Annotated in this window: 28 protein-coding genes; 13 read left to right on the top strand and 15 right to left on the bottom strand. The window is 37.6% G+C overall.

All coding sequences use genetic code 11. The features are described 5' to 3' along the window. Positions 1 to 116: 116 nt before the first annotated feature. From AC04Q1_RS18315 to AC04Q1_RS18270, 10 genes are all read right to left on the bottom strand, one after another. Positions 117 to 551, bottom strand: a complete 435-nt coding sequence (locus tag AC04Q1_RS18315) for an SRPBCC family protein (protein WP_478366016.1) — start codon at positions 549 to 551, stop codon at positions 117 to 119. 2 nt (positions 552 to 553) lie between these two features. Next, on the bottom strand, positions 554 to 871 hold the full coding sequence (locus tag AC04Q1_RS18310) for an ArsR/SmtB family transcription factor (RefSeq protein ID WP_478366015.1): 318 nt from the start codon (positions 869 to 871) through the stop codon (positions 554 to 556). Between the two features lie 94 nt (positions 872 to 965). Next, positions 966 to 1,382 carry a VOC family protein gene (locus AC04Q1_RS18305; protein ID WP_478366014.1) on the bottom strand — a complete coding sequence of 139 codons (417 nt, stop codon included), beginning with the start codon at positions 1,380 to 1,382 and terminating at the stop codon, positions 966 to 968. 285 nt (positions 1,383 to 1,667) lie between these two features. Beyond that, a complete protein-coding gene (locus tag AC04Q1_RS18300; protein WP_478366013.1) occupies positions 1,668 to 2,003 on the bottom strand; it encodes an MmcQ/YjbR family DNA-binding protein in 336 nt (111 codons plus the stop codon). A gap of 457 nt (positions 2,004 to 2,460) precedes the next feature. Next, a complete protein-coding gene (locus AC04Q1_RS18295; protein WP_478366012.1) occupies positions 2,461 to 3,834 on the bottom strand; it encodes an exonuclease domain-containing protein in 1,374 nt (457 codons plus the stop codon). A 129-nt stretch (positions 3,835 to 3,963) separates the two neighbouring features. Next, a complete protein-coding gene (locus AC04Q1_RS18290; protein WP_478366011.1) occupies positions 3,964 to 4,590 on the bottom strand; it encodes a hypothetical protein in 627 nt (208 codons plus the stop codon). An 11-nt stretch (positions 4,591 to 4,601) separates the two neighbouring features. Further along, entirely contained in the window at positions 4,602 to 4,964 is a 363-nt protein-coding gene (locus tag AC04Q1_RS18285; protein ID WP_478366010.1) for a response regulator, read from the bottom strand. A 115-nt stretch (positions 4,965 to 5,079) separates the two neighbouring features. Continuing rightward, a complete protein-coding gene (locus AC04Q1_RS18280; RefSeq protein ID WP_478366009.1) occupies positions 5,080 to 5,838 on the bottom strand; it encodes a LytR/AlgR family response regulator transcription factor in 759 nt (252 codons plus the stop codon). A 147-nt stretch (positions 5,839 to 5,985) separates the two neighbouring features. Then, positions 5,986 to 7,089: a sensor histidine kinase gene (locus AC04Q1_RS18275; RefSeq protein ID WP_478366008.1), complete on the bottom strand. Its 1,104-nt coding sequence runs from the start codon at positions 7,087 to 7,089 to the stop codon at positions 5,986 to 5,988. An 86-nt stretch (positions 7,090 to 7,175) separates the two neighbouring features. Then, positions 7,176 to 7,916: a LytR/AlgR family response regulator transcription factor gene (locus tag AC04Q1_RS18270; RefSeq protein ID WP_478366007.1), complete on the bottom strand. Its 741-nt coding sequence runs from the start codon at positions 7,914 to 7,916 to the stop codon at positions 7,176 to 7,178. A gap of 272 nt (positions 7,917 to 8,188) precedes the next feature. Between AC04Q1_RS18270 and AC04Q1_RS18265 the strand changes: the two genes are divergently transcribed. The 5 genes from AC04Q1_RS18265 to idi all read left to right on the top strand — a co-directional run bounded on the left by AC04Q1_RS18265 (position 8,189) and on the right by idi (position 11,908). Next, complete coding sequence (locus AC04Q1_RS18265) at positions 8,189 to 8,464, top strand: hypothetical protein (RefSeq protein WP_478366006.1); 276 nt, start codon at positions 8,189 to 8,191, stop codon at positions 8,462 to 8,464. Positions 8,465 to 8,537: 73 nt separating this feature from the next. Further along, positions 8,538 to 9,416, top strand: a complete 879-nt coding sequence (locus tag AC04Q1_RS18260; protein WP_478366005.1) for an SDR family oxidoreductase — start codon at positions 8,538 to 8,540, stop codon at positions 9,414 to 9,416. A gap of 223 nt (positions 9,417 to 9,639) precedes the next feature. Then, positions 9,640 to 10,545 carry a MerR family transcriptional regulator gene (locus AC04Q1_RS18255; protein WP_478366004.1) on the top strand — a complete coding sequence of 302 codons (906 nt, stop codon included), beginning with the start codon at positions 9,640 to 9,642 and terminating at the stop codon, positions 10,543 to 10,545. Further along, complete coding sequence (locus tag AC04Q1_RS18250) at positions 10,529 to 11,365, top strand: phytoene/squalene synthase family protein (RefSeq protein WP_478366003.1); 837 nt, start codon at positions 10,529 to 10,531, stop codon at positions 11,363 to 11,365. Before AC04Q1_RS18255 ends, AC04Q1_RS18250 begins: the two co-directional genes overlap by 17 nt. Continuing rightward, positions 11,366 to 11,908, top strand: coding sequence for an isopentenyl-diphosphate Delta-isomerase (gene idi / locus AC04Q1_RS18245; RefSeq protein WP_478366002.1), 543 nt, complete (start codon positions 11,366 to 11,368; stop codon positions 11,906 to 11,908). A 296-nt stretch (positions 11,909 to 12,204) separates the two neighbouring features. Here the strand turns inward: idi and AC04Q1_RS18240 are convergent, their stop codons facing one another. The 3 genes from AC04Q1_RS18240 to AC04Q1_RS18230 are packed head-to-tail and all read right to left on the bottom strand — an operon-like array spanning position 12,205 to position 13,572. After that, entirely contained in the window at positions 12,205 to 12,942 is a 738-nt protein-coding gene (locus tag AC04Q1_RS18240) for an endonuclease (RefSeq protein ID WP_478366001.1), read from the bottom strand. 1 nt (position 12,943) lies between these two features. Then, positions 12,944 to 13,147 (bottom strand): KTSC domain-containing protein, encoded by a 204-nt coding sequence (locus AC04Q1_RS18235; protein WP_478366000.1) that lies wholly within the window; start codon positions 13,145 to 13,147, stop codon positions 12,944 to 12,946. A 44-nt stretch (positions 13,148 to 13,191) separates the two neighbouring features. Next, positions 13,192 to 13,572, bottom strand: coding sequence for a hypothetical protein (locus AC04Q1_RS18230; protein ID WP_478365999.1), 381 nt, complete (start codon positions 13,570 to 13,572; stop codon positions 13,192 to 13,194). 112 nt (positions 13,573 to 13,684) lie between these two features. On the opposite strand from AC04Q1_RS18230, the gene AC04Q1_RS18225 reads away from it, so the two are divergent. From AC04Q1_RS18225 to AC04Q1_RS18205, 5 genes are all read left to right on the top strand, one after another. After that, positions 13,685 to 13,873, top strand: a complete 189-nt coding sequence (locus AC04Q1_RS18225) for a hypothetical protein (RefSeq protein ID WP_029277933.1) — start codon at positions 13,685 to 13,687, stop codon at positions 13,871 to 13,873. 379 nt (positions 13,874 to 14,252) lie between these two features. Then, complete coding sequence (locus AC04Q1_RS18220) at positions 14,253 to 15,044, top strand: HipA family kinase (RefSeq protein WP_478365998.1); 792 nt, start codon at positions 14,253 to 14,255, stop codon at positions 15,042 to 15,044. Continuing rightward, positions 15,022 to 15,405 carry a DUF3037 domain-containing protein gene (locus AC04Q1_RS18215; protein WP_478365997.1) on the top strand — a complete coding sequence of 128 codons (384 nt, stop codon included), beginning with the start codon at positions 15,022 to 15,024 and terminating at the stop codon, positions 15,403 to 15,405. The genes AC04Q1_RS18220 and AC04Q1_RS18215 overlap by 23 nt, the downstream gene beginning before the upstream one ends. Before the next feature lie 96 nt (positions 15,406 to 15,501). Beyond that, positions 15,502 to 17,415, top strand: coding sequence for an AAA domain-containing protein (locus AC04Q1_RS18210; RefSeq protein ID WP_478365996.1), 1,914 nt, complete (start codon positions 15,502 to 15,504; stop codon positions 17,413 to 17,415). 163 nt (positions 17,416 to 17,578) lie between these two features. Beyond that, a complete protein-coding gene (locus tag AC04Q1_RS18205; protein ID WP_478365995.1) occupies positions 17,579 to 17,956 on the top strand; it encodes a response regulator in 378 nt (125 codons plus the stop codon). Here AC04Q1_RS18205 and topB read toward each other — a convergent pair. After that, positions 17,953 to 19,806, bottom strand: coding sequence for a DNA topoisomerase III (gene topB / locus AC04Q1_RS18200; protein ID WP_478365994.1), 1,854 nt, complete (start codon positions 19,804 to 19,806; stop codon positions 17,953 to 17,955). The genes AC04Q1_RS18205 and topB overlap by 4 nt on opposite strands. Positions 19,807 to 20,009: 203 nt before the next feature. On the opposite strand from topB, the gene AC04Q1_RS18195 reads away from it, so the two are divergent. Then, positions 20,010 to 20,453 carry a hypothetical protein gene (locus tag AC04Q1_RS18195; RefSeq protein ID WP_478365993.1) on the top strand — a complete coding sequence of 148 codons (444 nt, stop codon included), beginning with the start codon at positions 20,010 to 20,012 and terminating at the stop codon, positions 20,451 to 20,453. Here the strand turns inward: AC04Q1_RS18195 and AC04Q1_RS18190 are convergent. Beyond that, positions 20,450 to 21,235 (bottom strand): murein L,D-transpeptidase catalytic domain family protein, encoded by a 786-nt coding sequence (locus tag AC04Q1_RS18190; RefSeq protein WP_478365992.1) that lies wholly within the window; start codon positions 21,233 to 21,235, stop codon positions 20,450 to 20,452. The two genes, AC04Q1_RS18195 and AC04Q1_RS18190, sit on opposite strands and share 4 nt — an antisense overlap. 215 nt (positions 21,236 to 21,450) lie before the next feature. On the opposite strand from AC04Q1_RS18190, the gene AC04Q1_RS18185 reads away from it, so the two are divergent. Both AC04Q1_RS18185 and AC04Q1_RS18180 read left to right on the top strand, forming a co-directional pair. Next, positions 21,451 to 22,905 (top strand): SDR family oxidoreductase, encoded by a 1,455-nt coding sequence (locus tag AC04Q1_RS18185; protein ID WP_478365991.1) that lies wholly within the window; start codon positions 21,451 to 21,453, stop codon positions 22,903 to 22,905. A 29-nt stretch (positions 22,906 to 22,934) separates the two neighbouring features. Further along, on the top strand, positions 22,935 to 23,057 hold the full coding sequence (locus AC04Q1_RS18180; RefSeq protein WP_255512125.1) for a hypothetical protein: 123 nt from the start codon (positions 22,935 to 22,937) through the stop codon (positions 23,055 to 23,057). Positions 23,058 to 23,101 lie beyond the last annotated feature (44 nt).

The following is a 23,101-nucleotide window of genomic DNA, read 5'->3' as shown; positions in this document are numbered from 1 at the left end:
ATATGTGGGGACACAGAATACGGATTGTATATAAGGTCGTAGCGAGACGCTACGACCAGTATTTGACCTGAAATAAATCCGACAGCTATCGGATCAGAACGGCGGAACGGATGAAATTAAATTCCGGGCTCTAAATAATTTTTCAGTGCATCATTTACAAAATAATTCCAGCCACCATTAAAGCTTGTTTTGGCAAAGTCAGGCCCGGCAGAAGCGAAACTTTCCGTACCTGTGTGTGTCAGTTTTAACAGTGTTTGATCACCCCGCTCGAATAATTCCCAGCTCACCACAGAATTACCCGGATAGCCATCATAGCGCCAGCTATAAGCTAGTTTTCGGCCTTCGATAATTTCTGTGATTTCGCAGAGGTGCAAATATTGCGGCCCATCATCTGCACCACCATAAAACTCAAATTTAAAACCTACTTCTGGTTTAAAATCCTCTAATTGAAAATACCACTGTTTAATTTCTTTGTTATCGGTTAAAGCTTTCCAAACTTTTTCGATAGGGGCGTTGTACACGCGTTCTACTACAATTGGTTCGTTTTCCATCTTTATTTTGATTTAGTTTCTTTGGATAGGTGTACTCCTAAAGCATCTAATTTGCTGGTCCAGAAAATGCGGTATTGTTCAACCCATTTAGCAACTTCGGCAAGTTTCTGAAATTGTATATTACAATATCGATCTCTGCCTTGCTGTGTAATTTCTACCAAACCACATTCGGTTAATACTTTAATGTGCTGTGAAATAGCGGGCCGGCTCATGTCGAAATTTTCGGCGATGGCATTCAGGTTTAAACTATTGTGAGCAATCAGATTGATGATTTCTCTTCTGGTAGGATCGGCAATGGCCTGAAATACATCTCTTCTCATAAAATAATTGCGTAAGTAATTGCTTACAAATATAAATGTAAGTAATTGCTTACGCAAATTTAGTTTTAAATAGTTTGAGATTATCTGTTGAGTACTAACCCAAAGGCATTTTACTCATATCCATATAAAGAATGCTCCATCTCTGTCCATCTAAATCAATAAAACCACAGCCATACATCCAGCCATCTTTGTAGCCAGGTTCGCCATAGAGCGTACCGCCAGCATCAAGCACTTTTTGGGCAAGCTCATCTACTTCTTCCGGGCTTTCGGCATCAAAAGAGAATAGCACCTCGCCGCCGTGGCGTTGGTCGGCAATACAGGTTCCTGCAAATCCTTCATACAGGGATTCTTCAAAAAGCATAATGGCCAAGTTACTTTCTCCCACTAAAAAGCAGGCTGAATCTTCACGTGCACCATATTGCAGGTTAAGTGAGAAGCCTAATTTTGTGAAGAATGCTTTTGATTTACTAATGTCTTTTACCGGAAGATTTATCCAAAGTGATTTTGTCATAAGGTTTTATATTTTTGCTGTAGGTAAAGATAGCTTACTTACTGTAGAGTTACCCTTGTTAAAAACGAAAATTTATAGGGCTGTTTGAGACAATTTAGGTTTCGTAATCAGTTTATATTTTCTTCTATTCCTTATATGGTTAAAGCGTTAGGGCAATGTTTATCCAAACAAAATATCGTGTTATTAGCCTATTTTTTTATCAATTTGCCAAATGAAGCTATTGCGATAATGCTTACCCTGTAAAGCATTTAAGTGGATTTCAACTTATGAAGTTAGGAATTGTACTTAATCTTTGTACTTCTCCGAAAGCTTTTTTGGTGCCACATTGCAATATGAAAGTGTAAGTGCATCTATAATCATTTCATCTTTAAGCCCTGTTAGATTAAAAATTGTCCAGCCTTGTTTGCCCCATGCGCCGGTAGCAGGTAGGATATTGTTCGGATCAAAACCGCAGAAAACAGACTGATCAATTGCTGATAATTTAAAAGTGGCGCTATGTTTTATGTTATCCAGCGTGGCAAAGATCTTTTTATGTACACGAAAAGAGGTTTTTTCGAAATGCGGTTGTTCAATAACTTCATCGAAAGATAGACAATGGGCTATGAAAATTAAACTATCCATTAGTTTTGTATAAATGAAATTGGCGAACTATTGAGTATTTGCTTCGGCAACCGGCTATTCATTTTAATCGTTAACACTTTAACCGGTTTTTCATCCGTATCGTAAAAATAAAGGGTATTTGTACTTAGTTTAAATGGTAATTCAACGGGCATATCGAAATGATACCTGGCTTTGAGTTTTTTATCCGGACTGTAAAATATAAGCCAGCTATTGCCATGGTACACTCTAGCAGCCTTTATCCGCTGAATTCTTTAATTACATAAAATAGATTTTTTCCGTTTTTATCTGTTATTTTCCCCAAATATGTAGATCTAATATCACCATACTTGGTTTTTTGAAATATTTCCTTCCCAATATTCTGCTCAATGAACATCATGTTTGTGCAAAACATAAAGTAGATGAAAGCAAAAATAGCAGAGCCATTACAGGATATCTAAATAACATCGGATTAAATTTCCTACAATTTATACAATTTTTGAGGATGTTGTTCTGCGTGATTTAAAATTAAATTCACAATGTAGCTGTTGGATTGGTAAATAGAAAGATCGCTCTTGATCGGTGCCAAGCCATCAGAAAGGTAGTTTTTGTCTGTAAAATAACCCATACCGTAAAATTTTCCGTTTTCTACCACTAAACAGCTAAACTCTTCATCCTTTCTGCCTTCATCAACCAGTGCAAAACTTGGTTGCTGTTTTTGGATATCGTTCAATGCTGCATTTAATTTTTTATTATAAACAGAAACCGTTTCTATTCCACTACAGGCACCAAAACATTGGCCGTTTTCATGTGCGTAACATTTGGTTGCCGTTTTCTGCAAATAACAAAGCCTGGAACAAAGTTGGTATTGATCAACCAATTGACTTAAAAAGTTATATCCTTCCAGTAAGCTGTTGAAACTCTGTATGGGGTTATTGTTCTTTTTGTGTTTATCTATAGCCAGGCGTAAATAACCATTCTGATCTTCGAAAACGTATAAGTCATATTTTTGTTCGTAACGTTTCATGGCCCGGTTGTTTTCCGGCCAAAGACGTTTAATTTCGTTGGCCTCCAAGATCAAGGCCATCAGCTCGGTACCACAGATCACATGGTCTACATGATGAATGGTGCGCAAAAACTCTTGACGTTGCCTGTTTGGTGTGTTGCCGGTAAAATGACTGGTTACCCGCTTTTTAAGGTTTTTTGCTTTTCCAACATATACAATTTTACCTTTGCTGTCTTTAAAATAATAAACTCCGGGTTGGTTTGGTAATCTTAAAATAGAAGTTTTATCTAAATGAGGTGGTAAAACCTGCTCTTTTGATGTTTTCTTTAACATTTCCGCAATCACACCTTCCTGATCATGATCTAACAACAGATTAAAAAGAATACTGGTCGCATCGGCATCACCAGCTGCACGGTGTCGGTTTTGTATCGGGATCTGAAGCGCAGTACATAATTTACCCAAACTATAGGATGATTTACCTGGGATTAATTTCCTGCTTAACCTTACCGTACAAAGTTTTTTGCATTGTAAATCGTATCCTGCAACGCCTAAATGATGTTTTAAAAAGGAATAATCAAAATTTACATTGTGTGCCACAAAAATCTTATCATTTAATAGCTGATAAATCTGTAGCGCAACATCTTCAAAACCTGGAGCATCTTGCAACATCTCATCATCAATGCCGGTAAGTGCCGTAATATAGGCTGGGATAGGCAGCTTTGGATTGATTAGGGTAGTATACGATTCGACAATTTGCTTGCCATCGTGAATGTTAATGGCAACTTCGGTAATGCCATTTGCTGAGGCGTGACCACCAGTGGTTTCGATATCTACAACTGCGTATAACATTCAATAAATTTGAAATACAAAGCTATGCTAAAATAATTAGTATAAAAATAATTTTGATTATTTCTTTAGCATAAAAAAAGCGATTACATATTTAACGCAATCGCTCCGGTATTTTGTATGTGAATGTTACTAAAGTTTGCTCAGCAGTTTGCTTAAATTAGGTTTAATACCTACAGAGATCGGTACAGTATTAAAAACCCTGTTCTGGATTTTACTAAAGCCGTACATGTAACTGGCTTCTACGAATAAATTGGCACCGCCTATATTGTATTCGATGCCACCACCGCCTTCAGCAATGCCCAAGCCATTCGATTTATTATCCTGGGTAACCTGAAGTGTTGCCGTATTCACTCCGGCCTGGGGAGTGAGGATAATTCCACCTCCTGCACCGGCAAAACCATAAAAAGCCCATTTGTTTACAATTTTACGGTAACCTAGCGCAACATTTAATAAATAGGTAGTCGCCCTTCCCTTTTGCAGGGTATAGGTATAACCTTCGTCTGGCGTAATCTGGTTAAAAGTAAAAGCGTGCAGGCTTACTTTGGGATACAAAAACAGGCCACCTTCACCCAAAGCTAGGTTTAAACCCAAAGCGGTAGAAAATTTTGGTTTAAAATAGTCTGAAGTTTCACCCATTGGAAAAGCAAAACCTATGCTGCTCATCGAATAAAGTTTATCGGGTCTGCCTTGTGCTTTTGCGTTAATGGATATTGCAGCACATAACAATATTACTGGTATTAGTAGTTTTAATTTCATATCTGATTTTTTTAATTTTCGGTTAAAGCGTTTACTTTATGTAGTAAATCAGCCATGTTAAAAGGTTTTTCTAAATAATCATTGGGATGATATTTTTGGGATGCGATGTAATTCTCGTCGTATCTGGCCGAAGCCAGGATTACGGGGATACTTTCTGTATCAGGATTCAATCTCAGTTCTTTAAATACGGCACGCCCATCCATTCCATTCAACATAATGTCTAGAATAATCAGATCAGGATTAAAATCCCTAATGGTTTTAAATATATATCGCGGTGATAATAGAGGGTAAACTTTATAATTTTCGGTTTCTAATACCTCTTGGAAAACCTCTAATACATCAGGATCATCATCTACAACCAATACTCTTTTCAAAACGGATAATCAATTAATAATAAAATAGACTATCCTAATACAAAGTTTGCGCCTTAATGTTTTAACGGAAGCTAAAAAAAGAAAACAGATGGGTTGTGGTATATTTGAACCGATGTTATTGTATTGGCCCAGATTGAGGCCCTTCTGTAGGTTGATTCTCTTTTATAAAGTTGGTGAAGCCCTCTTTGTTTGCTTCCGATACGGTATAATAGGTTTCTCCCGATAGCAATATTTTATCGCCCAATACACTTTTTATATGCTGTTTGGAAATGATAACTGAAGCACTTATCTGTATGAATGCCGGATGGTTCTTCAACATTTTAAGCATTTTAATAAAGTTTGATTTGGAGCTTAGAAATGTGTTCTTGGTTGTTTTGAACTGAATATCTTCACCAAAATCCTCCATGGCAATTAGTTCATTCAAATCTATTCTTGCCAAATCACCGTTTTCTTCCAATAATGGGATATAAAAGAAATGTTCATCAAAAACAGAAAACAGATGAGGTGATTTTTTACCTGTGGGATATAAATTATTTATGGTTTTTGCGAAATGTAATATCGAGTAGGGTTTTAGCAAATAGGCATCTGCATCAACTTTAAAAGCATCAATGGCATACTGTGCATGTGCTGTGGTAAAAACCAGATGTTTTGTTTTTTGTCTTAGTAGTCCGGCAAGCTCAATCCCCGAAATCGAAGGCATTTCTACATCCATGAAAATAATATCAACAGGGCTGGAAACAGATATCTCGGCTAATGCCTGAAGCGGTTCTGTAAAGGTTTGAACAAGTTTTAAATCCGGCAATTTACCCATGTACGCGATTAAGCTTTCCAGGGCATGCGGATCATCATCAATAGCGATGCAACTTATTGACATTTTTGTAGGTTTAGTTAGTGCAAATTACAATTTCACCCTATAAAAAGAAAAAAAAACAAGTTGGAAACGGATTTTTATGTATTCGGCAAGAAAAATTGTCTTTTTATTTGAAATTTAAGTAGAATTTGAAGATTTGGAATAAACATGTTAAAACCGATGGTCTTCCGCGAGCTTAATGTTAATTGTTACTTTAAAATAATGCCTGGTATCACTGAAATATTTGAATTCCGCATGATGTCCATAAGTATAACCTAAACGTTTTTTAATATTTTCCATTCCAGCACTTAAACCTGTGTTGTTTTTAATGGATTTTATTAGGTTAGAGGTTTCTATAATCAGATTGCCCTGGTCTACTTTTAAGGATATTTCTGCAGGGTCGGATGCTTTTAACAGTTCGCCATGTTTAAACATATTCTCAACTAATGTGACGAGTACCATCGGAATGATTTTTACTCCACGGATCTCGTTCTCGTACCAAAAACGGAGTTGCACACCATGATTTTTACGGAGCTGATGCAAGTTGATCAGGTTTTCTACCTGGTTAATCTCTTCATCTAATAAGATAAACTCTCTATCCTTGTTGCTATCAACTGAATAACGCATCATTTCTGAAAGTGAGAGAATGGTTTCAGCAGCAATTGGAGATGATTCTCTTGCATTCTGATAGATAAAGTCTAATGTATTGAATAATAGATGAGGCTGTATTTGTGCTTTTAAAAATGCATTTTCCGACCTTGCTATCTGTATCTGGTTGTTTAAGCGCTGTTTCTCTAATTCTTCGGTCTTTTTTCTTTCATTTATGTACCGCATTAAAAAATAATAACCTGTAGAGAAGCACATGAAATAAATACACCGGTACAATGATGGTGAGAAATATTTTACGTCTAAAGTAATCCTCCTCAATCCATTATACTCCGTATGATAAATAATGATATAATCAAGGATTACGGTAAAAATGAAGTAGGCGATAATTTCTAAAACGAGTAATAATGGAAGTTTCCAGGCAGTTTGTTTAGGGTTTTTTAAACCGATTGCAAGTATAAGGTGAGCATGTACATAGAATGCAGTGATGTTAAGCGAATAGTATAAGATATAAGGGGCCAGCTGACCAAATTTTCCACTAATTAAGCCAACAATAATAGATTCATAAAATATAAAAATGATCCAAACGATGATGTGAAGTTTTTTGCTGACAATCCATTCAAGTATTGCCCGCTTTTTGTGGTTATCTTTTTCGTTTATTGAGGTCATTTGGCTAGTAAATTGGGGAACGGCACTATATGAAAAAAAAACAATAGTTTTAATACACTGATAACGAAAATACTAAAAATTTAGTTTTAAGAGCGGTTAGTTTTTATTGTTTTTTCCTTAATGTAATCTTGTATGCTTTCGCGATAAGTATTGCCTATGTTGATGGTGAGGTCGTTGATCATTTTTAATGTATGGCCTTCTACCTTTTCAATATAGTTTTTGGCGATGATAAAGGAACGGTGCGCCTGTGCAAAATTGGGATAATCCTTTAAAATGATCTTAATTTCTGATAAGGCAATGTATGAAACAATGGTTTCGCTCAACGTGAAAATCCGTACATAATTTTGCAGGCTCTCTACCGCGACAATATCGGTGTATCTTACCTTGATCAGGGTATTGTTTTCGTTTTTGTTCCGCACAAAAAAATAATCATCTTCTTGCTTAACCGTAACGTTTGGTACGCTAGGGCTGTGGGGAAAGATCCGGTTTATGGTTTCCGCAAAGCGGGCAAAAGTGTAAGGTTTTAGTAAATAGGCGCTCGCGTACATTTCGAAAGCTTCGTATGCATATTTAGAATGAGAAGTGGTAAATATCAATTTGTCAGTTTTATGCCGTATTGCTTTTGATAGTTCTATGCCCGAAATCATGGGCATATCAACATCTATAAAAACAATATCGACAGAATCTCCAGCCATTATCTCATTTAGGGCCTTTATCGGATCGGTATAGGATTTAATTAACTGGATATTGGTGAGCTTATTAATATAAGATTTTATACCGTCAACGGCACTGATGTCGTCGTCAATTACGATACATTTTAATTTCATTAAGTGTGATGTTAAGGTTTACGAAATTATGCCATGCATTTTAAATAATGAAATTATTTTCCGGCTTGTAATGTCTTTTAGCTGTATTGTAGATAATATGATACAAATATGATTCTGCTTAAAATCCCTGACGAAATGAAAACTACAGATATCCAAGTCAGGTTCATTGAAATTGTGATTTTAATTGCTTGTATAACAATATATTATATTTTGAATCGTAATAATTAATAGATATATTTAATTAACATAATGATTTCCCAAAACAATGTCCCATGAAAAATAGAATTCGCACTACCAATAGATTAAATGTATCCATTACAAAAAAAGTAATCGAACTGCAGGAACAGGGTTACGACTGTGACTTTCTTTTATTGGCAAATGGCAGCTTACTGTGTATGCAAACCAATTTTAATTATCCATTAAGTACGGTTTCCATCAGACAAATGGAACATGGTTACGATTTTTTCAGCCATTCTTATAAACACGTACATACTATCGAAACGGGTAATGGCGAAAGGGGAGTACTCCTTACCGAAAAGGCCTTTTAGTCCCATTTCGTTTTCTTACAATTTTATTCGTGCCCAAGGGTTGAAATTTGCGATGTAATTAAATATTAATCACATGACAGATTTAAATCACCCAACCATACTGATTACAGGAGTAACCGGAAGTATAGGTTTAGTATTAGCAAAACAATTGGCGGATAAACAAATTCCTTTTAGAGCATTGGTAAGGTCTTTGGATAAAGCGAAAGATTTAAAACAGTTCGAGGGAGCCGAAATTGTTATAGGCGATTTTAAAAATAAGCCAAGCATATTGGAAGCTTTAAAAGGAATAGAACAGGTTTTTCTGTTAACCAATTCATCACCGGATGCAGAAAGTTTACAGTGCGATTTTGTAGACATGGCGGTTAAAAGCGGTGTAAAACATATTGTGAAGCTATCGCAATTTGCGGCAGATGTAAATTCTACGGTACGCTTTCTCCGTTACCATGCCGTTGTTGAAGAAAAAATTAAGAATACAGGCTTACGGTACACCTTTTTACGGCCCAACTTATTCATGCAGGGTTTGCTTGGTTTTGCTGATGCCATTAAATATCAGCAGCAATTTTTCGCTACTGCAGGCGGTGCAAAAATCAGTTTGGTGGATATCAGGGATATTGCAGCTGTTGCTATAGAAAGGCTTATTACAAGCGATCAGGATAGTAAAGTTTATGACATTACTGGTGCAGAAGCAATTAGTCACTACGAAATAGCTGAAATTCTTTCTGAAGTATTACATCAAGAAATTAAATACATTAATGTTTCTGATGATGAGATGTTAGCTGCTTTACTTCAGTTTGGCTTCCCTCAATGGCAGGCTGCAGGCTTAATAGAAGATTATGCCCATTACGCACGTGGCGAAGCTGCAATAATCAGCCATGCTGTACGGGATGTTACCGGTAAATCGCCAAGAAAATTTATCGATTTTGTTGAAGATTATAGATTGCTTTTTGAGTAGGGCAATGTTGCACCCAGCGTTCGACAACCAAAACAGCATTTCATTTTCAGGTTGCAGGATGCACATTTCTTTTTGCGGTGTCAGATGTTACCATCTGGCACTACCAGTCGTCGGCTGGTAACATCTGATCGTATAATCAGATGGAAACATTTAACGACATTTCGTGAAAAACTTTTTATAATTCTTTTTGTTTAGATTTTATTGAATATATTTAAACAAAATAATGACTTACTCCATTTCAGATCTTGAACAGCTTTCGGGCATTCAATCTCATACCATCAGGATCTGGGAACAGCGGTATAATGCCTTGAGTCCGATGCGATCGCAGGGGAATACACGTTTATATGATGATAAGCAGCTCAGGAAACTGTTAAATATTGTAAGTTTAAATAAGAGCGGCCTAAAAATTTCCAAAATCTGTAGTCTTTCCGATGAGGCCGTTGATGAACTTTTAGATCAGCAGCTTTCTTATGCATCGGATGACGAACAGGCGGAATATTATATCTCGCAATTGATTAAATATGGTTTGGCTTTTGACGAACTATCTTTTAATCATTTAATTGACGAAGGGATTAATAAATTTGGGCTTTCCGGATGTTACCGGAAAATTATGTACCCATTGTTGGTCCGTTTGGGATTAATGTGGCGAAAAGACGATATTTGTCCTGCCCACGAGCATTTTTTATCAAACATTATCCGTCAAAAAATATTTACACACATTAATAACTTTTCATTAACGAAATCATACAGGGGAAGCTGGCTTCTTTTTTTACCTGAAGACGAAGATCACGATATTGGACTGCTTTTTGCCAATTATATGCTTAGGATGCACCATCATCAGGTAGTTTTTCTAGGGAGCAAGGTGCCATTAGATTCGATTGAAAGGGTATTTTCCACATTAAATGTAGATCATGTTTTGCTTTTTATGGTCAAATCCAGATCAGGCACAGCATCGCAAAAATATATAGATCAATTATCAGAAATATGCTCATCCGCTAAAATTCATCTTGCCGGGAACGGCCAGGTAATCGGTAAATTAAAAAACATCGATCACATCAATTGGTTTAAAACACTCGATGAATTTGAAAAATTAATTCAATATCCCCTGTTACATGAAAGAAATCTTTGATCAACTATCTGCCGACTGTAGTAGGTTAACTACCCAGAAATATAGTACCAGCTTTTCGCTGGGTATCCGTTTTTTAGGTAGAGAACTACGTTTGCCCGTTCATTCCATATATGGTTTTGTGCGTTTGGCAGATGAAATTGTGGATAGTTTTCATCTTTACGACAAGAAATTTTTACTCGATAAGTTTAAACATGATACTTTTGAGGCCATTCATCTGGGGATAAGTTTAAACCCTATTCTTAATTCATTTCAGCAGGCAATAAATCAATATCAAATTGATCTTGAATTGATCAGGTGTTTCTTTAAAAGCATGGAAATGGATCTATCAGAAAGGGAATATACTCCAGAGCTTTATAACGAGTATATTTTAGGCTCAGCAGAGGTAGTTGGACTCATGTGTTTAAAGATTTTTACCAATGGCAACAATTCGCATTATGAAGAGTTAAAACCTTTTGCCATGAAACTGGGTTCGGCTTTTCAGAAAGTAAATTTTCTGCGTGATGTTAAAGCCGACCATCAGGCCTTAAGCCGTAACTATTTTCCAAATGTAAACCTGGCGGTTTTCTGTGATCAACAAAAAAAAGAAATTGAAAACGAAATTGAACAAGAATTTGCTTTTGCGCTAATGGGCATTAAAATGTTGCCTGCAACCTCTAAAAATGGCGTATATTTATCTTACATCTATTATAAAAAACTATTTGCTAAAATAAAGCAGCTCAGCGCTGAGAAAATTATGACGGAAAGAATAAGAATCTCGAATACACGTAAAATTGGTTTAATGTTTGATTCGCTTATCCGTAATAAGCTAAATGCAATTTAAATGGAAGAACAAGTTATTTTGGTAGACCAGGAGGATGTACCAAAGGGGAGGATGAATAAGTTGGAGGCGCACGAAAAAGGTCTATTACATCGCGCCTTTTCAGTTTTTATTTTTAATAGTAAGCGTGAATTGCTATTGCAACAAAGAGCTTTAGACAAATATCATTCCGGGGGCTTATGGACCAATACCTGCTGTAGTCATCCACGGATTGGTGAAAGTAATATTCAGGCTGCCCAAAGAAGATTAAAGGAAGAGATGGGGATGGATTGCGATTTGAGTTATCTTTTTAAATTTACCTATAAAGCCGAATTTAAAGATGGATTAACCGAACATGAGGTAGACCATGTTTTTTTTGGACTAAGTGATGAATTACCTGTTATCAATCCGGATGAGGTGGAGACCTATAAATATATGGATTTAGAAACGTTGGCTGACGATATTTATATTAATCCAAGCGCATATACACCTTGGTTAAGGATCTGTTTGGCAAAGGTAGTTGAGCATGCTTCTACAGCTAAAATAAAAAACGGGCATACAACCTAAGTCGTATACCCGTATCTAAATTAACGCTCTCGAGGACAAATATAGGACTTGTTTGCAAAATTCCTAAAAGTTTAACACTTCTTTTACTTTAAGATTATAGTTCGTTGTTTTGGTTTTTGTTGAGGAATAAATTAAAATATTAATATATAGGTATTTATGTTTTTTTGACGCAAATCAGGAATAAAATATTTTTTTCCCTCCTTAAACGATCATGAGTCTGCCTGGGCGATAATTTATTTCTTAACGCTCAATATAAATGACCTGTCAACTTAAAATATTAAAGCAGCTTTAGTTTTTTAACCATATAGTTTTTGGCATTTTTTACAATAATAGGTTTGCCGGTGAGTTTTACCAATTTCATTTTTCTCGATGACATGATGAAGCGGACATTCTTTTTGACTATATACCTCCCAATGTTTGCTTAAGGTGTTCTCTTTTTTCCATTTTAAAAAATCAAAACTATAATTCCTGGCTTCCTTAACCATGGCTTTTAGTTTGGCAAGAGGTAAATTTTTAATTTCAGTTAATGGATGCACGCGGATACGGTACAGGACTTCATTTTTTATAATGTTGCCTACACCACTAAAAATCTGTTGATCCAGCAGAACATCGCAAACCATGGCCTCAGGTTTTTCTTTTAATTTTTTAAGGGCTGCGCTGCTGCTCCATTCATCAGCCATTACATCATTTTCCCAATTGTAATGTTTTTTAACGTTTCCCTCTAAAAGATCTACTTTGCAGGTATAAAAGTTTAATTCATCCTTTTTGAAAATAAGGCCCATTTTTAGTGGTGTTTTTTTTCGCTCGTTAATTAAATAACTGCCGAATAGCATAAAATGGATCCGTATGGTGAAATCGTCAAAACAGATGAGGAAATGTTTGCCCCAGCTTTTGAAAGCGATAATTTTTTCGTGCAATAACTTATCTTTATCAATGTTTTTGGCATTGCCCGTTACTTCCAGTACCTCTGGGCGACCCAAGTGGAGATCATTGATTAAATCCTTTAGTATTACGATCGACGGGCCTTCTGGCATATTATTCTTCCCCCAGTTGCTGGAATTTAAATTTGTCTTTAATGTTGCTGTTAAAATACCGTCCTTTAGATCCGAAAGCCTTTAACATCTTGTAAATTTTTTCAGGTACATTTTTGTACAGATATACCATATCTGTAACGAAGATAATTTTTAGTGTTTTCGAAGCAGTGTCATAGTTAAAGTATTTGATTACTGATGATGGCATAAGCTCAATTTACACTTTAAAAACAGTGGCCATTCAAAATGGTTTTAGTCGTTTTTGAGTTCAGATTCTTCCTTGGCAACTTTTATCTTTTCCTTTTTCAGATCTATCCTGATAATGTTGTACAAACTCATGTACACATTGGCAATCCATACGATAGAAAAGAAAGAAATGATATATCCCCGCCAATCGGGATAAATTAAGGTGAATTTGGTAATGAAAAGCAGGAGCGCGGTTACATAATGACTGAAACAATATTCACAGGTAAAAACATAGAAAAACTTCCGTTTAACCAATTTATTGCAATTCTTTGAACGGTCTACACAGAATTCGCGTGCCTCTTTAAATATTTCTTCCTTCGTAACGGTCCATGCGATACAAGCTACGGGCAGTGCCATTATGAAGAGATAATAGAGGTGTGCTTCCATGTTGATCAAATTGCGGTATATGTACAACCTTAAAGCCTTGAAAATGTTTAGATAAGCGATAAACATTTTGACTATATTTATGTTAATTAAAAATATCTAATCACTTATTGTTATGGAAAGATCAGAAATTATATCTCTTTTAGAGGTTATCAATCAACAGGTAAGTTCTTCGGTTTTAGGTGGGATGGAAGAAGAATATGAGGAATTGGAAAGCATGGGGCTGATTAAAATCAACCGCGATTCGGTTCAATGGTCGTCGGCAATGACGCCTGCCGGGAATGCTTATTTAGGGCACGACTAATCTGGTTAGCGGGGTGCAGAAAATAGCTAAATAAATTACGCTACTTATGGTTTTTGGAAAGCAGTTGTAGTAGTTTTTCGCTTAAAGCAATCCCGCCCCCGTTTCTCCCGATTAAGGTCGGGATCTTACTATGATCGGGGTAATACTACTGTTTTACAAATGGGTTCCTTTTCCTTGCTACAGCCGACCTGCTCTCAACCTTCGCCAAACAGAACCGGAGGCCGGAATAAAGTCTGTTTTTCCGTGGAAAAAAAATGAATATTGATTATACCACCTCTTACGACCAAACTTTGACCAATTTATTGTTGGAATTCTGCTAAATTTGCTGCAAGTTTAGAATTGTGCCCAGATGAAATAAACGGCCATTCTTCTTGCAGATATGATTGATTTACAACTCAGAACAGTAAATGTAACCCGGTACGTTACGCCCTTGCGCGAGGGCGGCTCCATGCCTGCCATTGCAGAGGCTGACGACAATTTTTTGTATGTACTTAAATTTAGAGGCGCAGGACAGGGTACAAGGGCTTTGATTGCCGAATTAATCGGTGGTGAAATCGCACGTATTTTAGGTTTACGCGTCCCAGAATTGGTTTTCGCCAATTTAGATGAAGCTTTTGGCAGGACCGAGCCTGATGAAGAAATCCAGGATTTACTAAAAGCTAGTGTTGGCCTGAATTTAGCCTTGCATTATTTGTCTGGTGCAATTACTTTCGATCCAACGGTAACTACCATTGATGCCAAGCTGGCCTCACAGATTGTGTGGTTAGATTGTTTTTTAACCAATATGGACCGCACCTGTAGAAACACCAATATGTTGGTTTGGCATAAAGAACTTTGGCTAATTGACCACGGTGCTGCATTATATTTTCATCATTCGTGGCAAAACTGGGAGGAACAGGCCATTAAACCATTCTATTTGGTTAAAGATCATGTATTGTTGCCCTGGGCTACAGAACTGGAAAGTGTGCATGAAGAATTTATCAAAAACCTTAACCCTGAAAAAATTAAAGCGGTTATTAAATTGATCCCCGATGATTGGTTGGAAGGTGAAACAAATTTCAAAACTAAAGAAGAGCACCGGAAAGCTTACATTCATTTTCTTACTGAACGATTATCACATTCAGCCATATTTTTAAAAGAAGCACAGCATGCAAGGGAAATTCTTATTTGAGTATGCTGTTATCCGCGTAATGCCGAGGGTAGAACGTGAGGAATTTATCAATGTAGGCATCATCTTATTCTGTGCGAAGCAAAAGTTTTTAAAAAGTGTTTTTGTATTGGATGAAGCGAAAATCAAAGCATTTTCTGCTGCTGTAGATGTAGAAGAATTAAAAGAAAACCTGTCTGCATTCGAAAGGATCAGTGTAGCGGCAAAAGGTTCGGGGCCTATAGGTCAATACGATCAGGCTTCCCGGTTCAGGTGGCTTACCGCCACCAGAAGCACCGTGGTACAGTGTTCGAAAGTGCACCCCGGTTTTTGTGATGATGCCGAAGAAACGTTATTAAGATTGCACCAGGAGCTGGTTTTGTAAATACCAATGATCAAATCGCATAGTTCAGATCCTAAGCGCTCAGCGCAATACCCTAAGCCCAAGTTTAAGCAATTAACCAGTTAACCAAGCCTTACGTTGCCAAAAGAATATTTTAAAAAACTGCAGGATTTGCTCGATACGGAGCGTGAAGAAGATTTGCAATCCTATTTAAAACTTACCGAAAATACTTCAGCCGCAGATAGGAGGGCTCTGGGCTTAACCTGGTATCCGATAGCAATCAGGAATACCGAAATTGGCCGAGGCGATTATTTAACGGTAGAATTAGAACGCACAACCCATCAGGATTTTTCTCATCAGTTCCGTTTTGGATCATCTGTAGTATTGTTTTCCAATCATGATGCCAAAGAAGACCGGGTTGAAGGGATTATTACGCATCAAAGCGCCAGCCGGATGAAAATCAGTTTCCGTGTAGATGAACTGCCTGATTGGACGAGAGATGGAAAACTTGGTGTTGACTTACTTTTTGATAATAACAGCTACGACGAGATGCAGAACGCCCTTAAACAGGCTACACATTTATCAGGGAATGAATCGGAAAATAAACTGATCCGCATTCTTACCAAGGGAGAAAAACCATCATTTCAGGGCGAGGAAAAGTTTATTATTCCAAATACGCTAAACGATTCTCAGCAGCTGGCTGTAAATAAAATTATCTCGGCAGATCATTTAGCTGTGGTTCATGGTCCGCCCGGAACCGGTAAAACAACAACACTTGTACATGCCATCAAATCGCTGATAAAACACAGCGATCAAAAAATCCTCGTTGTTGCACCTAGTAATACTGCCGTAGATTTATTGACCGAAAAATTAGCCTCAGCGGGTTTGAAAGTAATCCGTGTGGGTAATCCGGCCAGGGTTTCGGAACGATTGCTTGCTGCTACTCTCGATCACCAAATGGCCGGTCATCCGGAAATTAAAACCATTAAAGCATTAAAGAAACAGGCCAATGAATATAAAAACATGGCCCATAAGTATAAGCGAAGTTTTGGCAGGGCAGAGCGGGAGCAACGGAAGGCCCTTTTTGAAGAGGCACATAAAATTGGCAAGGAAGTAGAAAAAACAGAACAGTATATTATGGATAATCTGTTTGCTAAAGCGCAGATTGTTACCGCCACTTTAGTTGGGGCGAACCATTATACCGTTCGGAATCTCAAATACAATACTATCGTAATTGATGAAGCTGGTCAGGCCTTAGAGCCGGCTTGCTGGATCCCCATTTTAAAGGCACAAAAAGTGGTTTTGGCAGGCGATCATTTCCAGCTTTCGCCAACCATAAAATCAAATGAGGCCGCAAGAAATGGCTTAAGCAATACTTTGCTTGAAAAAATGGTAAACCTTCATCCAGAGTCGGTTGTGTTGCTTAACGAACAGTACCGGATGAATAAGGATATTATGGGCTATTCATCCAAAGTATTTTATAAAGATGAGTTGAAAGCACATCCTTCTGTGGCCGATCGTACATTGTTTGCAGGTGATAAATCCATTCAATTTATCGATACGGCTGGTTGCAGTTATGATGAAAAATTAGAAGGTACCAGTACAACCAATCCAGATGAAGCCGCATTTTTGGTTACACATTTAACGCATTTGGCAGAAAGCTTAATTGCTAATTCTCTAACTGCTGATTTCCCTTCCATTGCCATAGTTTCTCCTTACAAACAGCAGGTACAAATTTTGAATACATTGGTTCAGGAGAATGAAATCCTGAATCCATATCGCGAAAAAATTGCCGTAAATACCATTGATAGTTTTCAGGGCCAGGAACGCGACGTGGTTTATATTAGTTTAACCAGAAGTAATGCGGATGGAAGCATTGGTTTTTTATCAGATACGAGAAGAATGAATGTGGCAATGACAAGGGCCAGAAAAAAGCTTGTGGTGATCGGAGATAGTTCAACACTTTCTAAATTCAAGTTCTATGCTGACTTTATTCAATATGCCGAACAATTAGATGCTTACCACAGCGCATGGGAATTTAGGGATCTATAAACCATAAAACTGTTACTTTACAGATAGAAAGGAACTAAAAAAAATTATTATTTTTACCTAATCATCTCAGATTAGTGGTAAAATTTTTGGTATTTAAAGAAAAGAAAATTTTAATTTTCACACTGATAACATATTAGATGGCCGGACCAATTATCCCATTTAAATGATAGAAAATATCAAAATTCTTATTGCTGATGATAGTGATTTGATGAGGCTCCTGATGAAGCGCTTTTTTACCAAATATATTAGCGCTCCGGATGTTTCGGAAACCAAAGATTTACCGGAAACAATTACCTATCTGAAAGAAAAAACAATTGACTTTTTGCTTTTAGATATCAATATGCCACAGGGTGATAGCAATCCGGATACAGTACGCGAAATTTTAACTATCCAGCCAGATATTAAAGTGTGTATGTTCAGTGGAAATGATAAAACTACGCTAGAGCAAGGCTTTTTAGATGCTGGAGCTGTAGGCTTTATTCAAAAAGATGAAAATATGGGCGATACGCTTCAACAGGTAATTAGCCGGGCTTTTAATTAAACCTTTTCCAGTTTCTTTTCTTCTTCAAGTTTGCCTGATATGCTTGCTCCTGCGATTAAAAGTTCGTGGGTAATCGTTTTGGTATATTCCGTAATTTCGGATTTGAAGTCTTTAACCGATGAGCCCGACCGGATTTCTTCCAATCTTTTTTCCCATTGCCCGGTTAGTTCTGCCTGTGCAATCTGTTTATCTTTAACTACTTCATAAACCGCCAAACCTTTATTGGTAGGAACTAAATTCCGTTTTTCACGGGTAATATATTCTCTGGTAATCAACGTTTCGATGATGGATGCACGTGTTGCAGGAGTACCTAAACCACTATCTTTCATGGCATAGCGCAATTCTTCATCTTCGATCTCTTTACCACAGGTTTCGAGTGCTTTTAACAACGACGCTTCATTGTACATCGGTTTGGGCTTGGTTTGTTTCTCTAAAAGCGATTTTTCTGTAATCGGTAATAATTCGCCTACAGCTACCTTTGGTAAAGCCGCATTGTCTTCATCCTTTTTGTCATCTTCAGGATCATTAAAAACAGCCCGCCAGCCCGCAGACCGGATAACCGTTCCATTGGCCACAAAGCTAACGCCCGACTGAATGGTGATCTTCGTTAATTCCTTAAGACATTCCTGATGGAAAGCCTCAATCATCCGTCCAACAACCATGTCGTATACCGCTTGCTTATCCGGACTTAAACCATAGGCCTGTTCGCCTGTTGGTAAAACCGCGTGGTGATCGGTTACTTTTTTAGCATTAACACTGCGTTTATTTAAGGCAACTGTTTGTAGAAACTGTGCCTGTTTTCCAAAATCAGGGTGATCGGTAAATTTTGAAATCAGGTCCGGAACGCCTGCATACACATCATCACCAATATAACGCGATCCGGTACGTGGATAAGAAACTAACTTACTCTCGTATAAATTCTGCAAAATATTCAATGTTTGATCGGCTGTATAACCTTTTTTCTTATTGGCTTCCTGTTGTAAGCTACTTAAATCGTGTAATAGCGGAGGCGGTTCTTTTCTTGGTTTGGCTTCTACAGCCGTAATATTTCCACCTGTGGCGAAACCTGAGGCCACATCTTCAACAAGGGCAAATAATTTTTCTACCTCTTCCTTATCCTTATAATTTGAAGTGGATATGGCCTTAAAAACCTGTTCATCTTTAATCAGCAGAATACTAATCTGATAATAGGTTTGGGGCACAAAATTTTTAATCTCTAAAAAACGTGCGCAGATCATGGCCAGGGTAGGTGTTTGCACCCTTCCTAGGGATAATACGGTCCTGTTGCCTGCTGAAATACTCAAAGCCTGTGTGGCGTTCATACCCACCAGCCAATCAGATTCCGACCTGCAATGCGCCGAATTGAATAAAGTATCGTAATCTGTGCCAGGTTTTAAATTTCTGAAACCATCTTTTATGGCTTCATCCGTTTGAGAAGAGATCCAAAGGCGCTTGAAAGGTTTTTTACACTTTAAATAATAATAGATGTATCTAAAGATTAATTCCCCTTCACGCCCCGCATCCGTTGCTACAATAATCTCGCTAGCCTCGTCGAACAGCTTTTTAATGGTATCCAATTGCTTCCGAACTGCAGGATCTTCTACAAAACCATCTTTTGTTTTGATTTTTCTGATGGCAAGCTTGAATTTTTGTGGAAGCATGGGTAAATGCTGCTTTCTCCAGCCGATAAAGCCATAATCCTGTGGTGGGGCCAATTGTAATAAATGCCCGAATGCCCAGGTAAAAGAATATCCTTTACCTTCAATGTATCCATCTTTTCTGGTGGTTGCTCCGAAAACTTTAGCAAGTTCACGACCAACAGAGGGCTTTTCTGCAATTACAATCTTCATGAATGGGCTTATCTTTTCAACCCCAAAGATGATTAAAATATTGTCAACAGCTTAAAAAAATTACTCACAATGCCATTTAATACTCTTTTTTGCAAACAATTATCGGATAACTTTGTCCAGGAGCTGTGCTAAGAATTTTTATATCAAATTGATTAACAATTTGGTAATACTTCGATCTAACAACTGCATTGGATTTTTAATGAATGGATAAAGTTTACGAATTAGAAGAACATAAAATTAAAGTAGGCCTCGAACCGCAACTCATTCGGGTGTATAGCAATGCCGAACTTTGGAAATATCTTGATGGAAAAGCAAATGAACGCTTTGATCTTTTGGTCAATACCGTTAAAGCGGATTATGCGCAAAAATTTGGGAAAGCTCTGGTTATTTCTAATGATTCGCTCATTGTGGAAATTCTGGTGCATGTATACTGTGATTACCTGGGATTATCTTTCAATCGCATTGTAAAAATTAAATGGATCCAAACCTTAGTCAAAAAGCTTTTAAAACGAGCTGAAGTTGTAGATTGTGGTGAGAAAAGTGTCGATAGCAACCGCTGGGTCTGGGATCTGTTGGCAAGCAGTAAATCATTGTTTATCGCAATTTTACCGAAAAATCTAAATGCCAGGAATATTAAACAGCATTAATCCGTTTGTGCGGCTAACAGCTGCTCCTGATTTAAAATAACACTTGCAGCCAATGTTTCATTCAAAAAGGAAGAATAATATTGCTGATCGGAATTATTGATGAACAGCACCGATCGGCCTGAAATGGTATTGATGACCTGATCAGCCAGTTTAGCGGGAACCGCAGGGCAGCCCTGGCTTCTGCCTAATCTCCCCAATTCATCTATGCTTTTCTGGCTAACATAATTTGCACCATGAACCACAATTGCTCTTTCGCGGGCATTGCTGTTAAAACCCTGGTCCATGCCATCTAGTTTTAGCGAACGGCCATGTTTGCCAAAATAGATTTCGCCAGTTAAATAAAAACCTATGCTGCTTTGGTTCGAATTGATATCATTCGAAAAGGAAGAAGGTTTATCTCCACCGCTGTTTTGTCCGTGGGCTACCCAGGTATTTAACAGTAGTTTTTTGCTGGCCAGATCGATAATATATAGTCGTTTTTTACAGCTTTCCTGATCAAAATCGGCAATGGTTAGAATCGATTTGGCGTTTAATAATCCCGAATATTTCATATTGTAGAATCCGGTAATGGCCTTTTCAAAAACCTGTTCACTTAATCCAGTAGAATCTAAATTAACCTGATGGTAAATATTTAAGATGTATTGATTGTACAAGCTATCTGCAGCGATATTTTTTACTGCTTCTTGTTGCGTGTGTGGAACCTCCACCGCTTTCCAACTTGTTCCGACAATGCTCATACCCACTAAAAAAATCGTAGCAATGTCCAGGATGTATTTCTTCATTCAGTTTGGTTTAGTTTGATATTGAGCTATTTATACGGTTGTTTGGATAGAATGTTGCCCAAACCAAATTTGTAGCGCTAAAAATACAAGTTGTTTTACATTCACATGACATACAAAATCTGTATATAGCTTTTGGGAATGTGAATTTTGCTTTATCCAGATAATAACACCAACAAAGCATTTTATTCTGTGTTTTCTCTTTAAATCCCTGCATAATGAAAATTCTATTAACCGGCGCAAATGGCTATATCGGTACACGGTTGCTTCCGCTTTTGCTTGAAGAAAAACACGAAATCGTTTGCATGGTGCGCGATAAGCGTAGATTTATAGCTGAATCTGAATTAAGTGAACAGGTAAAGATCATTACCGGTGATTTACTAAATGCGGAAAGCTTAAATGAAATTCCCGGAGATATTGATGCTGCGTATTACCTGGTACATTCGATGTCGTCCAGTGAGAGTGGATTTTCGGATATGGAGAAGTCTTCTTCCGAAAATTTCTCAGCGGCCATTCAAAAAACGGATTGTAAGCAAATCATTTATTTAACCGGAATTGCCAATGATGAGCACTTATCGAAACATTTGGGTTCCAGGTTGGCAGTTGAAGAAGAACTTAAATCATCGGGGAAAGCCTGTACCATTTTAAGGGCAGCCATTATTATTGGTTCGGGAAGTGCATCTTTCGAAATCATCAGGGATTTAACGGAGAAAATTCCTTTCATGATTACGCCTAAATGGGTAGAAACCCGTTGCCAACCTATTGGAATCCGTGATGTTTTGGCTTATTTAATCGGTGTGCTGCATAATGAGAAAGCTTATAATGAAACATTTGATATTGGAGGGCCTGATGTGCTCACTTATCGGGAAATGCTTTTAGGTTATGCCAAAGAACGCGGATTAAAAAGATGGATCATCACTGTTCCGGTTCTAACACCAAGGCTATCGTCGCTATGGTTAAATATGATCACACCGGTACCTTATTCGTTGGCTAGGAGTTTGGTTGATAGTATGAAGAATGAAGTGGTATGCAAAGATAACCGTATTCAGAGGGCCGTACCCAGGCACTGCTTAACTTATGCAGAGGCGCTACATCTGGCTTTCGAAAAAATCGATCAGAATTCCATTGTTTCGAGCTGGAAAGACGCTTTAAACAGGGGTTACCTGAATTCGAATTTTATGGACCAAATTAAGGTACCACAGAATGGAACTTTACAGTATAAGGTTAAAATGCCGTTTGAGCGCAAAGCTGAAGAAGTTTTTGAGAATATCTGGAGTATTGGTGGCAACAGAGGCTGGTATTTTATGGATTGGCTATGGCACTTGCGCGGCTTTTTGGATAAAATGTTTGGCGGGGTAGGTACGAGGAGAGGAAGAACAAGCAATACCGATCTTCAGGCCGGTGATGTGCTGGATTTCTGGCGTGTGCTGTTGGCCGATAAACAGAGTAAAAGATTATTGTTATATGCCGAAATGAAAGTGCCAGGGGAGGCCTGGCTTGAATTGAAACTTGTTGAATTTCACGGAAAAGCATTTTTATCGCAAATAGCCACTTTTAGGCCAAAGGGATTGTGGGGCAGGGTGTATTGGTACGCCATGTGGCCCTTTCATATTGTGCTCTTTAAAGGCATGGCCAAAGAGATTACCACTTACGAGCCTGGTAATTCAATCTAATTGCCTATTTTTGCGCGATACAATACAAAATGCCAAACGAAGAAAACGATTACTCTTTCTGGACCAAATACAAAAGATTTGCTTCCACAGAAATCTTGATGTACCTCATTATGATTATCGGTATTGGATTGGGGATTATTTTTTTAAGCTAGATCTTTTTTCGCAGAATTCACAGAAAAAAGCGAAGATCAACCCG

It is taken from the genome of Pedobacter humicola (genome assembly GCF_056490705.1).
The sequence above is the reverse complement of the archived record's forward strand: the minus strand, read 5'-3'. Positions and strand labels throughout refer to the sequence as shown.